Annotated in this window: 14 protein-coding genes; 5 read left to right on the forward strand and 9 right to left on the reverse strand. The window is 69.6% G+C overall.

Annotated elements, in window-relative coordinates; all coding sequences use genetic code 11:
- The first annotated feature begins 4 nt into the window (after window positions 1–4).
- From EP26_RS00450 to EP26_RS00470, 5 genes are read left to right on the forward strand one after another with little or no spacing between them, the layout of a single operon-like run.
- Window positions 5–604 carry a CvpA family protein gene (locus tag EP26_RS00450; protein ID WP_245624249.1) on the forward strand — a complete coding sequence of 200 codons (600 nt, stop codon included), beginning with the start codon at window positions 5–7 and terminating at the stop codon, window positions 602–604.
- Window positions 605–614: 10 nt separating this feature from the next.
- Window positions 615–2,096 carry an amidophosphoribosyltransferase gene (gene purF, locus EP26_RS00455; protein ID WP_043334461.1) on the forward strand — a complete coding sequence of 494 codons (1,482 nt, stop codon included), beginning with the start codon at window positions 615–617 and terminating at the stop codon, window positions 2,094–2,096.
- Entirely contained in the window at window positions 2,096–2,809 is a 714-nt protein-coding gene (locus EP26_RS00460) for an SDR family NAD(P)-dependent oxidoreductase (protein ID WP_043334463.1), read from the forward strand. Before purF ends, EP26_RS00460 begins: the two co-directional genes overlap by 1 nt.
- Complete coding sequence (locus EP26_RS00465; RefSeq protein ID WP_043334466.1) at window positions 2,806–3,633, forward strand: 23S rRNA (adenine(2030)-N(6))-methyltransferase RlmJ; 828 nt, start codon at window positions 2,806–2,808, stop codon at window positions 3,631–3,633. The genes EP26_RS00460 and EP26_RS00465 overlap by 4 nt, the downstream gene beginning before the upstream one ends.
- Window positions 3,634–3,638: 5 nt before the next feature.
- Entirely contained in the window at window positions 3,639–4,616 is a 978-nt protein-coding gene (locus EP26_RS00470; RefSeq protein WP_043334468.1) for an NAD(P)H-dependent glycerol-3-phosphate dehydrogenase, read from the forward strand.
- On the opposite strand, the gene EP26_RS00475 is transcribed toward EP26_RS00470, so the two are convergent.
- The 9 genes from EP26_RS00475 to EP26_RS00515 form a co-directional block, all read right to left on the reverse strand.
- Window positions 4,537–5,277, reverse strand: coding sequence for an endonuclease III domain-containing protein (locus EP26_RS00475; protein ID WP_084112223.1), 741 nt, complete (start codon window positions 5,275–5,277; stop codon window positions 4,537–4,539). The two genes, EP26_RS00470 and EP26_RS00475, sit on opposite strands and share 80 nt — an antisense overlap.
- A gap of 29 nt (window positions 5,278–5,306) precedes the next feature.
- Window positions 5,307–6,890, reverse strand: a complete 1,584-nt coding sequence (locus EP26_RS00480; protein ID WP_211259337.1) for an ATP-binding protein — start codon at window positions 6,888–6,890, stop codon at window positions 5,307–5,309.
- Window positions 6,891–6,978: 88 nt separating this feature from the next.
- A complete protein-coding gene (locus EP26_RS00485) occupies window positions 6,979–8,490 on the reverse strand; it encodes an ATPase domain-containing protein (RefSeq protein WP_043334473.1) in 1,512 nt (503 codons plus the stop codon).
- 125 nt (window positions 8,491–8,615) lie between these two features.
- The gene (locus tag EP26_RS00490; RefSeq protein WP_157033356.1) at window positions 8,616–9,056 is read right to left on the reverse strand and encodes a hypothetical protein; all 441 of its coding nucleotides are present in this window, start codon (window positions 9,054–9,056) and stop codon (window positions 8,616–8,618) included.
- 18 nt (window positions 9,057–9,074) lie between these two features.
- A complete protein-coding gene (locus EP26_RS00495) occupies window positions 9,075–9,986 on the reverse strand; it encodes a hemolysin family protein (RefSeq protein WP_043334478.1) in 912 nt (303 codons plus the stop codon).
- Entirely contained in the window at window positions 9,983–10,498 is a 516-nt protein-coding gene (gene ybeY, locus EP26_RS00500; RefSeq protein WP_084112224.1) for an rRNA maturation RNase YbeY, read from the reverse strand. The genes EP26_RS00495 and ybeY overlap by 4 nt, the downstream gene beginning before the upstream one ends.
- The gene (locus EP26_RS00505; RefSeq protein WP_408735085.1) at window positions 10,473–11,567 is read right to left on the reverse strand and encodes a PhoH family protein; all 1,095 of its coding nucleotides are present in this window, start codon (window positions 11,565–11,567) and stop codon (window positions 10,473–10,475) included. Before EP26_RS00505 ends, ybeY begins: the two co-directional genes overlap by 26 nt.
- Window positions 11,564–12,967: a tRNA (N6-isopentenyl adenosine(37)-C2)-methylthiotransferase MiaB gene (gene miaB / locus EP26_RS00510; RefSeq protein WP_052388619.1), complete on the reverse strand. Its 1,404-nt coding sequence runs from the start codon at window positions 12,965–12,967 to the stop codon at window positions 11,564–11,566. Before miaB ends, EP26_RS00505 begins: the two co-directional genes overlap by 4 nt.
- A 177-nt stretch (window positions 12,968–13,144) precedes the next feature.
- Window positions 13,145–14,056 (reverse strand): lysophospholipid acyltransferase family protein, encoded by a 912-nt coding sequence (locus EP26_RS00515; RefSeq protein WP_043334704.1) that lies wholly within the window; start codon window positions 14,054–14,056, stop codon window positions 13,145–13,147.
- Window positions 14,057–14,163: the final 107 nt, after the last annotated feature.

The following is a 14,163-nucleotide window of genomic DNA, read 5'->3' on the forward strand; positions in this document are numbered from 1 at the left end:
GCGCGTGGACACCCCCACCCCCCATCGCTATATCCCGCGGACGATGACCTGGGTCGATGCTGTGGTCCTGGCGGTGCTGGCCGTCTCGGCGGTGCTCGCTTTCCTGCGCGGACTGGTGCAGGAGGTGCTGGGGGTGGGGGCCTGGATTGGCGCCGCCGCCCTCGCCCTTGTCTTGCGCCCCTCCGTCGCGCCCCTGCTCCAGGGCACGGTCGATCCGCCCTGGCTCGCCGATGCGCTGGCCGCCGGCGGCGTCTTTCTCGTGGTGCTGATCGTGCTGAAGGTAATCATCGCCTCCATCGCCCGGCTCGTGCAGAACTCCGTGCTTGGCGGCACCGACCGTGCGCTGGGCATGCTTTTCGGCGTCGCACGGGGTGCGTTCCTGGTCGTCCTCGCCTATATCCTGGGCGGCATGGTGCTGCCGGCGACCGAGCGCTGGCCAGAACCCGTGCGGGAGGCCCGTTCGCTGCCGCTGGTGATCGAAGGCGCGCAATGGCTCGTCGCGCAGCTCCCAGCCGATTACCGCCCTCGCGTGGCCTCTCCCCCGGCCCGCCCCATCCCGACGCAGGAAGACTTCGAGCGGCCGCCTGCCCGCAACCGGACGTGAGGACCATCCCATGACCGAAGAGGCCCTGCGGCTCGCCGCCCCCGACGACGACAAATTCCATGAGGAATGCGGCGTCTTCGGCATCTGGAACACCAACGACGCGGCGGCGCTCACGGCGCTTGGCCTGCACGCGCTGCAGCATCGCGGACAGGAGGCGGCCGGCATCGTCAGCCTCGACGAGGGCGGCATCTTCCACGCCCATCGCGGCCGTGGCCTGGTCGGCGACACCTTTTCCGATGCGAAGATCATGGCATCGCTCCGTGGCCGCGCCGCTCTCGGCCACAACCGCTACGCCACCACCGGCGAGACGGCGCTACGCAACGTCCAGCCGCTTTATGCGGACTTCGCCTTCGGCGGCTTCGCCGTCGCGCATAACGGCAACCTTACCAATGCGCTGGCGCTCCGGCGCAGCTTGGTGAACCGCGGCTGCCTGTTCCAGAGCACGACGGACAGCGAAGTCTTCATTCACCTCATCGCCATCAGCCTCTATTCGACGGTGGTGGACCGGCTGATCGACGCGCTGCGCCAGGTTCAAGGCGCCTACAGCCTCGTTGCCCTACATGACGGCGCGCTGATCGGCGCGCGGGACCCGCTTGGCGTCCGCCCGCTTGTGCTCGGCCGAATGGGCGGCAGCGACGGTGTGCCGACGTCTTGGGTGCTGTGCAGCGAGACTTGCGCGCTCGACATCGTCGGTGCGGAATTCGTCCGCGACATCGATGCTGGCGAGATCATCATCATCGACGACCAGGGCGTCCACAGCATCAAGCCCTTCGGCAAGCAACCGGACCGCTTCTGCATCTTCGAGTACATCTATTTCGCCCGACCGGATTCGGTGGTCGAGGGCACACCGGTCTACGAGACCCGCAAGCGTATCGGCGCCGAGCTGGCCCGCGAGAGCGGCGTCTCCGCCGATGTCGTCGTCCCGGTACCCGACAGCGGTGTGCCGGCCGCGATGGGCTATGCGCTGGAAAGCGGCATTCCCTTCGAGCTCGGCATCATCCGCAACCACTATGTCGGCCGCACCTTCATCGAGCCGACCGACCAGATCCGCAATCTCGGCGTGAAGCTGAAGCACAGCGCCAACCGGCCGATGCTGGAGGGCAAGCGCGTCATCCTCGTCGACGACAGCATCGTCCGCGGCACGACCAGCAAGAAGATCGTGGAGATGGTCCGTGCCGCCGGCGCGAGCGAGGTGCATATGCGCATCTCCTCCCCGCCCACGACCCATAGCTGCTACTACGGCATCGACACGCCGGAGCGCGGCAAGCTGCTCGCCGCGACGCATGACCTGGAGCAGATGGCGAAGATCATCGGCGTCGATAGCCTCGCCTATATCTCCCTCGACGGCCTCTACCGCGCCCTCGGCAAGCCTGGCCGCGACACCGCGAAGCCGGCCTATTGCGATGCCTGCTTCACCGGCGACTATGCCATCCCGCTGAGCGATGCGCAGGCGAACAGCGACGCACAGCTCTCCCTGCTGCAGGTCGGCTGATGGCGAAGCCGTTGGAGGGTTCGGTCGCCCTGGTCACCGGCGCCTCGCGCGGCATCGGCGCCGCGGTGGCGCTGGAGCTGGCGCGGATGGGCGCACATTGCGTGCTCACTGCTCGCACCCAGGGCGCGCTGGAGGAGCTGGACGACGCCATCCGCGGCGAGGGCGGGCAGGCGACGCTCTTTCCGCTCGACCTCGCCAAGGATGCCGAGAAGATCGACATGCTCGGCCCCTCGATCGTGCATCGCTTCGGCCGGCTCGACATCCTCGTCCATGCCGCCGGGCTGCTGGCGAAGCTGACGCCCGTCGCCCACATCATGCCGCCCGATTGGCAGCAGAGCGTAGCCCTCAACCTCACCGCCACCTGGCGGCTGATCCGCACCTGTGACCCGCCGCTCCGCGCGGCGCCGGCCGGCCGGGCCGTCTTCCTTACCGATTCGGTGGCCGAGGCGCCGCGTGCCTATTGGGGCCTCTATGGCTTCGGCAAGGCGGGGCAGGCGCATCTGGCGCGGTCCTGGGCGGCCGAGGTGGAGAGCACGCCGCTCCGCGTCAACCTGGTCGATCCCGGACCCGTCGCTACCCGCCTCCGCGCCGTCGCCATGCCGGGCGAGAACCCGGCCAGCCTGCGCCAGCCGGCTGATGTGGCACCTGCCATCGCGGCGCTCTGCCTGCCGGGGGAGACCCGGCACGGGGCGAGCGTCGCACTCGCAGCGTGAATTACCGCCACGCCTTCCATGCCGGCAATTTCGCCGACTGCATGAAGCACGCCCTGCTGGTCGCGCTGCTGCGGGCGATTGCCGCCAAGCCGGCACCCTTCCGCGTGCTCGACACCCATGCGGGCCTCGGGGCCTACGACCTTGCCGCGCCGGAGGCCGGCCGCACCGGCGAGGCGGAGCACGGTATCCTCCGCCTGCTCGATATCGAGGACGGCCCGCTTGCGGACTATCTCGACCTTGTTCGCGCCGTCGGTGCCCCCGCGCAATATCCCGGTTCCCCCGCCCTGATCCGTGCCCTGTTGCGGCCGCAGGATCACCTCCTCGCCTGCGAGTTGCATCCCGAGGACCACGCGGTGCTGCGCGCCCGCTTCCGGCGCGACCCGCAGGTTGCCGTGCATCTGCGCGATGGGTGGGAAGCCCTCCGTGCCCTGACGCCCTTCCCGGAGCGGCGCGGCCTCGTGTTGGTCGACCCGCCTTTCGAGCAGGAGGGCGAGTTCGAGCGCATGGCGGCCGGCATTGCCCTCGTCGCCCACCGCTTCCGCGCCGCCATCCAGGCCTGCTGGTACCCGATCAAGCACCGCGCCCCGGTCCGCGCCTTCCACACCGCTTTGCAGGAGAGTGGCGTCCGCGACCTCGTTGCCGTCGAACTCTGGCTACGCGAGCCGACCGACCCACAGCGGCTGAACGGCTGTGGCCTGCTCGTCGCCAACCCGCCATGGCGGTTCGAGGAAACGGCAGGCGACATCCTCGCCGCCCTGCTGGACCGCCTCGGCATGCGGGAGCAGGGCGAAGGCTGGGCCGTCACCCGCATCGCCAAGGAATAGGGACGATGGCACGCCTCGCCGTCATCGGTGCCGGCGCCTGGGGCACGGCGCTCGCGGTGCAGGGGGTGCGGGCCGGTTGCGAGGTGACGCTCTGGGCCCGCGACCCGGAGCGTGCCGCCGCCATCGATGGCGCGCGGGAGAACGCCCGCCATCTCCCCGGTATCACGCTCGATTCAGGCATCGACGTCACCGCCGACCCGACCGCGCTAGCAGCGGCGGACGCCGCCATCCTCGCCGTCCCCACCCAGCATCTGCGGGCCCTGCTGGCGCGGCTGCCAGCGGCGCTGCCGCCCCTCATTCTCGCAGCCAAGGGGGTAGAGCAGGGGAGTCTTCTCTTGCCATTCGAATTGGCAGAGCAGCTCCGCCCCGACCTGCCTGCCGGCATCCTCTCCGGTCCGAATTTCGCCCATGAAGTCGCTGTCGGCCTTCCCACGGCCGCCGTCCTCGCCTGCCGGGACCCGGCGCTGCGCGAGGCCGCTACGGCCCTGCTCGCCACCCCTGGCTTCCGTCTCTATGGCAGTGACGATCCGCTTGGCGTGCAGATCGGCGGGGCGGCGAAGAATGTCATCGCCATTGCCGCCGGGGCGGTGATCGGCGCCGGGCTCGGCGAGAATGCCCGCGCGGCCCTCATTACCCGCGGCCTCGCCGAACTCTCGCGCCTGGTCGTCGCCCTTGGCGGCAAGGCCGAGACAGCCTCCGGTCTGTCCGGCCTCGGCGACCTGCTACTGACCGCGACCGGACCCTCCAGCCGCAATACCGCGCTCGGCCTTGCCCTCGGCCGTGGCCTTACCCTGGCCGAAGCCCTGGCAGGCAAGGCGAGCGTGGCGGAAGGCGCCAGCACCGCCCCCGCCTTGCTCACTCGCGCCACGACCGCTGGAGTCGAACTGCCGATCTGCGCCGCCGTCACGGCGCTGCTGGCGGGCGAGGTGACCGTCGCCGAGGCGATGGCGCAGCTCCTGGCCCGCCCACGCCGGGACGAGTAGGCACCACTCCGACCTGCCGGCATTGCCGGATCAGCAAACACCCCTCGCAACGCGGCCGTTCTCCCGTGCAGATGGCCTTGCCGAAGGGCACCAGCCGCTCGTTGATCTCGATCCAATAGCGCTCCGGCAGCACCATCTCCAGCGCGCGCATCGTCCGCTCCGGTGTCGTCGCTGCCACGTAGCCCCAGCGATTGACGATTCGGTGCACATGGATGTCGACCGAGATGGCGGGCTTGCCGAAGGCGACCCCGAGGGTCAGCGCAGCGATCTTCGGCCCGACGCCACGCAGCGCCATCAGCCCCTCGAGCGTGTCCGGCACTGCCCCCGCCGCCGCGATCTGTCGTGATAAGGCCAGGATGTCCCGCGCCTTGGGTTCCGGGAAGGTCGCGCCATGCAACAGGTCGATCAGTCGCGCCTCGTCGAGCGCCGCCATCGCCGCCGGCGTATTGGCGATGGCGAAGAGGCGCTCGGAGACCGGCAGGCTCACCTCGTCCCGCGTCCTGGCCGAGATCAATGCCGCGACCAGCTGCTCGAAAGGCGAGGCATGACCACGATCGCGCAGCTCGAACATCGCCGCCTTGGGCAGCTTCGCGACCGCTTCCCGCAGCAGCCGGAAGACGAGATCGATATCAAAGGGATCCTTGCCTGCCGCGTCCGCCATTCCACCTCAACGCGGCAGGAGCGCGATGGTCACGGCCGGCCGAGCGCGGTCCGCGTCGCCATCGCCAACTCCTCCAGGCGATAGGGCTTGGGCAGCAGCGCGATTCCTTCCGCCTCGGCATCGCGCTTTGCCGCCTCGGCGTAGGCGGTGGTCAGCACCACGGGCAGGCCTGGCCGCCGCCGCTTGACCTCGCGTGCCAAGTCGACGCCGTTCATCCCGCCCGGCATCATCACATCGGAGAAGACGAGGTCGATGTCCCGCCCATCCGCCAGCGCGCCGAGCGCCGCCGTGGCGCTCGCCGCCCGTGTCGCCTCGAATCCGAGCGTCGTCAGCATCTCGCCGACCAGCGCCGCCACCTCGTCATCGTCCTCGACCAGCAGCACATGGCCGATCGGCACCTCCGACGGCCGCTCCAGACGCAGGTCGATCAGGTGCCGCTCCGGCACGACCGGGGCACGGACGGAACGCGGCAGCAGCAGCAGGATCGTCGTGCCCTGCCCGAGTGCGGTGTCGATCCGCACCGTGCCGCCCGACTGCTGCGCGAAGCCATAAACCTGCGCCAAGCCGAGGCCGGAGCCCTTGCCGATATCCTTGGTGGTGAAGAACGGTTCGAAGACCCGTGCCAGCACTTCGGGCGGCATGCCGGTTCCGGTATCGACGACGGACAGCGCGACGAAATCGCCGCGCAGTCCATCCGAATCGAGCCCCGGCCGGTTCTCGCCGCGAATGACGATGGTGCCACCGTCCGGCATCGCGTCCCGGGCATTCACCGCGAGGTTCAGCACCACAAGCTCCAACTCGCCGGGATCGACCTCCACCGGCCAGAGCCCCTCAGCGAAGTCTAGCGCCACATGCACATCACCGCGGAGGCTGCGGTCCAGCAATTCCCGCATGCCGCCGATCTGCCTGGCGAGATCTACAGCCTGCGAACTCAGCGCCTGCCGGCGCGAGAAGGCGAGGAGCTGCCGCGTCAGCGCCGCACCGCGCCCGGCCGCTTGGCGCATGCCGTCCATCAGCAGCTTCTGCCGTGCCTGATCCCGCTGCCGGCCGAGCATGTCGAGTCCGCCCGAGATCACCATCAGTAGGTTGTTGAAATCATGCGCCACACCGCCGGTGAGCTGGCCGATCGCCTCCATCTTCTGGGCGTGGCGAAGGGTCTCCTCCACCCGCTCGCGCTCGGCGATCTGGGCACGAAGCGCCTGGTTGGCCGCCTCGAGCTCCTGCGTCCGTGCCGCGACCAGTGCCTCCAGCCCGCGCGCCGCCCGTTCCCGCTCGGCGAGGTGCGCACGCACCTCATATTGCCGCCGCCGTGCCCGGACCGCCGCCTGCAGGCTGCTGGTCAGGGTGATCGCCTGCACTGGCCGCTCCAGCAGGGAGACGTTGCGTAGCGCCGCCACCAGCCGTGCCCGTCCCGCCACTGCCTGCGGCGTCTGCCGGTGACTGGTGAGGACGACGAAGGGCATGTCCGACCAGGGCGGCTGCCGATCCACCCAACCGAGCAGCGCCTCGATCGGACGGCCGATCAGCGCCTCCTCGGCGATGAAGACGGCATCCGCTCCAAGCTCCAGCCCTTCAAGGAGACCGGCGATATCGATGCAGACCTCGGCCGACATCCCCCCCCGCCGCAGCAATTCGGCAGAGGCCGTACCATCCCGCCCGGTCGGGGCGAGGACTAGAACGCGCGGACTGGCGAGATCAGCGCTAGATTGGTTCATCATCGGCCAGCAAGGGAGCGCCGGTGCCGCTGTATTGCGGGGCGCCGGTGAAGATGCCGCTGAAGTTTTGAAGCGAAGGCCCGACGGAGATGCCGCCGCGACCGATCCGGAACTCCCGGATGGAGCGCTCATGCGGCCCGCTCCGCTTTTTCACTACCGAGAGCGCCCGGCGCACCACCCCCTCGAACTCGAAGTAGCGCAGCATGAGCACGGCATCGCTGAGATAGCTGATATCGACCGGTGTCTGCATAGGCCCGACCAGCCCGTGCTGCGCCAGCACGAGGATGGTCAACACACCGGTCTGGCCCAGATAGCTCAGCAGCTCGTGCATCTGCAGGATGAGGAAGCGCTCGTCCGGCATGGCGCTGAGATAGCCGTTGAGGCTGTCGATGACGATGACCCGTGCCCCGTCCTCCTCCACGGTGCTGCGGACGAGATGGGCGAATTCGCCGGGCGAAAGCTCCGCCGGATCGATCTGCTGAATGCGGATCAGCCCGGCCTCGATCGCCGGCTCCAGCGGAATGTTGAGCGCCGCGGCCCGGGTGAGGATGGTGGAGCGGCCCTCGTCGAAGGCATAGACCACCGCATGCTCGCCCCGCTCTGCCGCAGCGAGCGCATAGGTCAGCGACAGCGCGGACTTGCCGACACCAGCCGGGCCAAGCAGCAACATGCTGGTGCCACGGTCCAGCCCGCCGCCGAGCATGGTATCGAGGCCCGTCTTGCCGCTGCCGACCAGCCCTGTCGCTGGCGGCCCACGATGTTCCGCCGCCACCAGTCGCGGATAGATCTCGAGCCCGCCACGCCGGATGGCGAAATCGTGGTAGCCGCCTCGGAAGGGCATGCCGCGCATCTTGACGACGCGGATCCGCCGCCGCTCGGAGCCGTAGTCGATGGCGATCTGCTCCAGGAAGACCACACCGTGCGCGATGGAATGGAGCTGTAGGTCGTCCGCCTTGGAAGACATGTCGTCCAGCATCAGCACCGTGCAGTCGCGGCCGGTGAAGAAGTGCTTCAGCGCCAGGATCTGCCGTCGGTAGCGCAGCGAATTCTGCGCCAGCAGCCGCAGCTCCGAGAGGCTGTCGAAGACGATGCGCGCCGGGTTCAGCGCCTGCACCCGGTCGAAGACGAGCTGCGTCGTCTCGTTCAGCTCGATCTCGGCGGGATGGAAGACGGTCAGCTCGCGGCTCGGGTCGAGGCTTGCCTCGGCGGGCACCAGCTCGAAGACAGTGATGCCCTCCAGCGACCAGCCATGCCGCTTGGCGACCAGGCTCAGCTCGCGCTCCGTCTCGGAGAGGGAGATGTAGAGCACCCGCTCGCCGCGCCGCACGCCATCCAGCAGGAACTGCAGGGCAAGGGTAGTCTTACCGGTGCCCGGCCGGCCTTCGCAGAGGTAGAGGCGGTTGGCGTCGAAGCCGCCGCCGAGGATATGGTCGAGGCCGGTGCTGCCGGTCGAGACGCGCGGCGGGTCGCCATCGGCGGTTTCAGGCTGCGCGGTCATCTTGTCTCCCATGCGGCCGGCGTGTCGCCCGAAGGGGAGGCTGCCGTAGTGATCGAGCCCGGCCCAGGCAGACCCGGCGCGAGCCTATCCATCTGAAACGTATCGTAGTGGGTAGGGTTCCCCAATTAGCCCGGCCGCTCGGGCGTCGGTGCGTCGAGGCCGGGCAGCCAGTCATCCGCTGCCGGTCCGCCGCGACGCGAGGCATTGCGTCGTGCGGTCTCCGCCCGGCGGCGAATCAACTCGTCCACCAGCCGGTCCATGGTCTGCCAGAGCGGCTCGTCGCCTTGCCGTTCGCTCATGACGAAGCGATGCGCGGCGAGCGTCACGTTCAGCGTACCCCGTGTCGTCTCCGGCCGGGGGTTGCGCATCTGCAGGAGCGCCTTCTCCACTTCCTCGAGCGGCAGGCCGAGCCGTTCGGCGATCACCGGTGGCGCCTCGCCCTGGCGACGCAGCGCCCGGGCACGCCGCGCCTCGGCTTCGCTCAGCGCGATGGAGGGGCGGAGCGCCTGGGTGGTGCGGGACATCTCGCCCGACCCGCTGCCCGGCGGCTTGCCCTTGAACGCCATGGCCATGGCCCTCCCGCCCTACTCCGCTGCCTGCTTCTGCTGCGCCCCGGGCCGGCGCACCCGCAGCCGGCGGATACGCCGCGGGTCGGCCTCCAGCACGCGGAATTCGAGGCCCGAGGAGTGCGAGACCAACTCGCCCTTGGCTGGCACCCGCCCGGCGATGTTGAAGACGAGGCCGCCCATGGTGTCGATGTCGGAGGCGCGCTCCTCATCCGTCAGCACCGGGCCGAGCATCGCCTCGAAGACCTCGACCGGTGTCCGCGCATCGAGCTCGATCGTACCGTCCGGCTTCTCGACCAGCTGCGGCGGGCCGGGTTCATCATGCTCGTCGGCGATGTCGCCGGTGATGGTCTCGACCAGGTCCTCGATCGTCACCAGCCCATCGATGCCGCCATATTCGTCGACGACGAGCGCCATGTGAATGCGCGCCTGGCGCATCTGCAGCAGCAGGTCGAGCACGGGGACGGAGGGTACGACGAAGAGCGGCTTGCGGAGGATCGCCTTCATGTCGAAGGACGCGTCGTTGCCGACGCTGGCGAAGACGTCTTTGATGTGGACCATGCCGACGATGTCGTCGAGTTGCTTGCGGAAGACCGGGTAGCGGCTGTGCCCGTCGCGTTGGATGAGGCGGATGGCCTGCTCCAGCGTATAGTCCTCCGGCATCGCCATGATGTCGGCCCGCGGCAGCATGACATCGCCCGCGGTCTTGTCACGCAGCTTCAGCACGTTGCCGAGCAGTGCCCGTTCCTGCGCATCGAGGTCGGCGCCGCGCTGGCCAGGCTCCGCCGCGCCCTGCGGCAGATGCGGCTCCTCGATCAACTCCTCCATGCGATCGCGGACGCTCTCGGCCTCGCGCCGCCGCAGCAGTCCTTGCAGCCGCCATAGCAGCCCATCCCGAGCCGGATGACCATTCCCGTTCGAGGCGCTCATGCCGCATGCCTCCAGGGGTTGGGCAACCGCATGCGATGCATCGCCCGCGCCTCGGCCCGCTCCATCCGCCGCGCCTCGCCGGCGGCCATATGGTCATGGCCGATTAGGTGCAGTGTCCCATGGGCAACGAGATGGGCGAAATGCGCGGCCAGGGCCTTGCCCCCCGCCTCCGCCTCCCGCCGCACCACGCCGAGGGCGAGGGCAATGTCGCCGAGATGGCCCGGCGCCCCTGCTGGAAAGCTCAGCACATTAGTCGGCTTGTCCTTGCCGCGATGCTCGCCGTTCAGCCGGCGCAGCATGCGGTCATCGGCCAGCAGCACGGTGACGAGGCCCGACGCCTCGCTCCCGGCCAGCGCCGCGGCCACGGCGCGGCGCGCCAGCGCTTCGGCCCGCGGCAGGAAGCGCCGCCAAGTGGGATCCTCCACCATCACGTCGACCTGCACTCCAGGGAGTGCCGGTTGGAGGGGATCCTCCAGGGTCTCGTCGTCAGGACGGCAACTGTCCGGTTCCATCACGTTCCTTCTTCGGCCCCCGGCCAGGCTGTCCCACCTGGCTGTCGGCCCGCCCATAAGCCGCGACGATGCGCGCCACCAGCGGGTGCCGCACCACATCGCGTTCGTCGAAGCGGGCGACACCAATGCCTTCCACCCCGTCGAGGATGTTCAAGGCATCGATCAGCCCGCTTCTTTGACCACTCGGCAGATCGACCTGGGTCGGATCGCCGGTGATCACCATACGCGTTCCATCGCCCATGCGGGTGAGGAACATCTTGATCTGCGCTGGCGTGGTGTTCTGCGCCTCGTCCAGGATCGCGTAGCAATGTGCCAGCGTCCGGCCGCGCATGAAGGCCAGAGGCGCGATCTCGATCTCACCCGAGGCGATCCGCCGCGCCACTTGTTCCGCTGGCAGCATATCGTGCAGCGCGTCATAGAGCGGGCGGAGATAAGGGTCCACCTTCTCCTTCAGATCGCCGGGCAGGAAGCCGAGCCGCTCCCCTGCCTCCACCGCCGGGCGGCTGAGCACGATGCGGTCCACCCGCCCGGCCTGGAGCAGGGCGACGCCCTGCGCCACGGCCAGGTAGGTCTTGCCGGTGCCGGCCGGGCCGATCCCGAAGACCATCTCCTGCCGCGCCAGCAGATCGATATAGGCCGCCTGCGCGGGCGTGCGGGGCGCGATCGCCCCCTTCCGGGTGCGGATTTCCGGCCTGTCCTGCAAGGGCAGGCGCGGATCGCCCTCGGCATCTCCTTCGGCCATGCGCAAGGCTGCTTCCACTTCTGCCGTTCCTACAGGCTGGCCCTTCTCGAGCCGCCGCCATAGCGCCTTCAGCGCCACTTCCGCCACTTCGGTTCGGGCCGTCCCGCCGGCAATGGTCAATCGGTTGCCCCGCGAGCCGAGCCTGACCCCCAAGCGCTGCTCGATGCGCGCCAGATGGCGGTCATGTTCCCCGTAGAGAAGGGGGAGCAGGGCATTATCGTCGAATTGCAGCGTGACGCTGCGCTGCTCCGGCGATGCGGGGGGAGGGGAAGCGGGCCGTGCGCCGCGGGCCTCCCCGGCACGGAAGACGATGGGGGCGGTGTTCAAGCGGGGGCAGGCTCCTCTGCGGACAGGCTTGCGGGGATGCCCTCCCCGGCCGCCAACAGGCCGGAAAGGGAATTCGGATGGGCCGCCAGGATGCGCACCGGCACCTCCTGCCCGACCAGCTCAAGCGGCGCCGCGAGATGCACCGGCTGCAACCAGGGGGAGCGGCCGGCGACCTGTCCCGGATGCCGGCCCGGTCCGGTCAGCAGCACCCGCACGACCAGCCCGACGCGGGAGCGGTTGAATTCGTCCTGTTGTTGCCGCAGCAAGGCCTGAAGGGCCTGTAGCCGCGCGTCCTTCTCGACCTCCGGCACCTGGAAGGGCGCCCCCGCCGCCGGCGTTCCGGGCCGGGGCGAATATTTAAAGCTGTAGGCCATGGCAAAGCCGACCCGCTCCACCAGCGCCATCGTCTGTGCGAAATCCTCTGACGTCTCGCCTGGATGTCCGGCGATGAAGTCCGAGGAGAGGGCGAGGTCCGGCCGCGCCTCCCGCAGGCGGTCGACGACGGCGAGGAACTCAGCCGCGGTGTGCCCCCGGTTCATCGCCGCCAGCACCCGGTCGCTGCCGGACTGCACCGGCAGGTGCAGATAGGGCATGAGCGCCGGCACCTCGCGATGGGCCGCGATCAGGTCGTCATCCATGTCGCGCGGATGGCTGGTGGTGTAGCGCAGCCTGAGCAGGCCGGGGATCTCCGCCAACTCGCGGATCAGCCGCCCGAGGCTCCAGGCCCGGCCGCCGGGCCCCTCGCCGTGATAGGCGTTGACGTTCTGGCCGAGCAGCGTGATCTCCCGCGCCCCGGCCGCGACCAGCCGCCGCGCCTCGGCCACCACCGCCGCCGTCGGGCGGGAGTACTCGGCCCCACGCGTGTAGGGGACCACACAGAACGAGCAGAATTTGTCGCAGCCCTCCTGCACGGTGAGGAAAGCGGTGATGCCTTGACTCGCCACCTGCTCCGGCAGGTGGTCGAATTTCTGCTCGACCGGCATCTCCGTCTCGATCACGGCACCGGCGGCACGGCTAGCCCGCGCCACCATCTCCGGCAGTCGATGATAGGTCTGCGGCCCGAGCACGATATCGACCCAGGGCGCGCGTCGGGTGATTTCGGCCCCCTCCGCCTGTGCCACGCAGCCGGCGACCGCCAGCACCATCCCCTGGCCTGTCGCCTCGCGCTCCCGCTTCAGGTCGCGCAGGCGACCGAGCTCGGAGAACAGCTTCTCGCTCGCCTTCTCGCGGATGTGGCAGGTGTTGAGGATGACCATGTCGGCCCCCTCCGGCGCCTCCACCGGCGCATAGCCGAGGGGCGCGAGCACATCCGCCATGCGGGCGCTGTCATAGACATTCATCTGGCAGCCCCAGGTGCGGAGGAAAAGCCGCTTCCGTGTCGCTGCGTCGGTACCCGTCATGCCCAAAGCCCACTCCACCCCATCGGCGCGGCGGCGCCGAGGCTGCTTGCGCACATGCGCAGGCAGGAGGCCGCGGTCAAGCGGCGAAGGGCCGGGGCATCGCCCCGGAGGAGGGCGAGAATCGCATGGTGAGGGAAGCGTCGGGCTTCGCGGCAGTCCGGGTCAAGCCTGCTCTGGTCACACCGTCGCCAGGGGCGCGGCCGGCCGGTTCTGCCGCAGCAGCGCTGCGCCGGTGGAGACGGTGGTCCAGCTCGCCGCCGCCATCGCCTTGCGGTCGGGCATGGCCGAAGGGCTGAAGGGCTCGTGCAGCACCACCGTCGCCCGCGCCCCGCTACGCCGTGCCAGCCGCCAGAAATGGCTGGCGATCGACATGTCGCCATACCAGGCGAAGAGCGGCCGGTCGCGCCGGCAGGCCGGTAGCCCGCCCAGCCGGTCATAGACCAGCGAGACCGGCTGCACCTGCCGTGCCGAGCCTGCCGTCGCCAGGAAGGCGCTGCGGAAGGGCAGCACCCGCGTGCCGTCGCTGCTGGTGCCCTCGGGGAAGAGGATCAGGCTGTCGCCGGCGGTGAGCCGCCCCTTCATCGCCTCCGCTTCCGAGCCCGTACGGCCACGGCTGCGGCTGACGAAGACGGTGCGGCCGAGCCGCGCCACGGTGCGGATCAGCGGCCAGGTGCCCACCTCTGCCTTGGAGACGAAGCAGCCCTCCAGCGTGCCGCCCAGCACCAGGATATCGAGCCAGGAGCTGTGATTGGCGAGGAAGAGGACCGGCTTGCCCTGCGCCGCCTTGCCAATCACCTGCACCCGCAGCCCGATCAGCCGGCAGAGCACCGCGTGATAGACCCTGGCGAAGACCACCTTCGGCCGTCCCGGGAGCAGCAGCAGCACCGCCTGGATGGGGATGGAGATCACCGTCCAGAGCAGCACCGAGGCGATGCGCCGCACTGCCCGGACGCGGCCGCCGAGCGGCCGGTCCTCGAAGACGTCGAACAACCGGCCGCCGGGCAGGCTGCTCTTGAACCGCAGGGGCTTCTTCCGCCGCAGGCGGCGGGGGCGAAGGGCTTCGATCGGGTCGCGGGCCACGGCTTCCATAAGGGTCAGCGGATAGCCCGCGTTCCGTGACGCTGCAATGTCGCCGATGCGACGGCTGGGTGATATCCGCGCAGCCCATTCCACGCGGCCGGTCCCGATCGCCGGCG

It is taken from the genome of Belnapia moabensis DSM 16746 (assembly GCF_000745835.1).
In the GTDB taxonomy this organism is placed as follows: domain Bacteria; phylum Pseudomonadota; class Alphaproteobacteria; order Acetobacterales; family Acetobacteraceae; genus Belnapia; species Belnapia moabensis.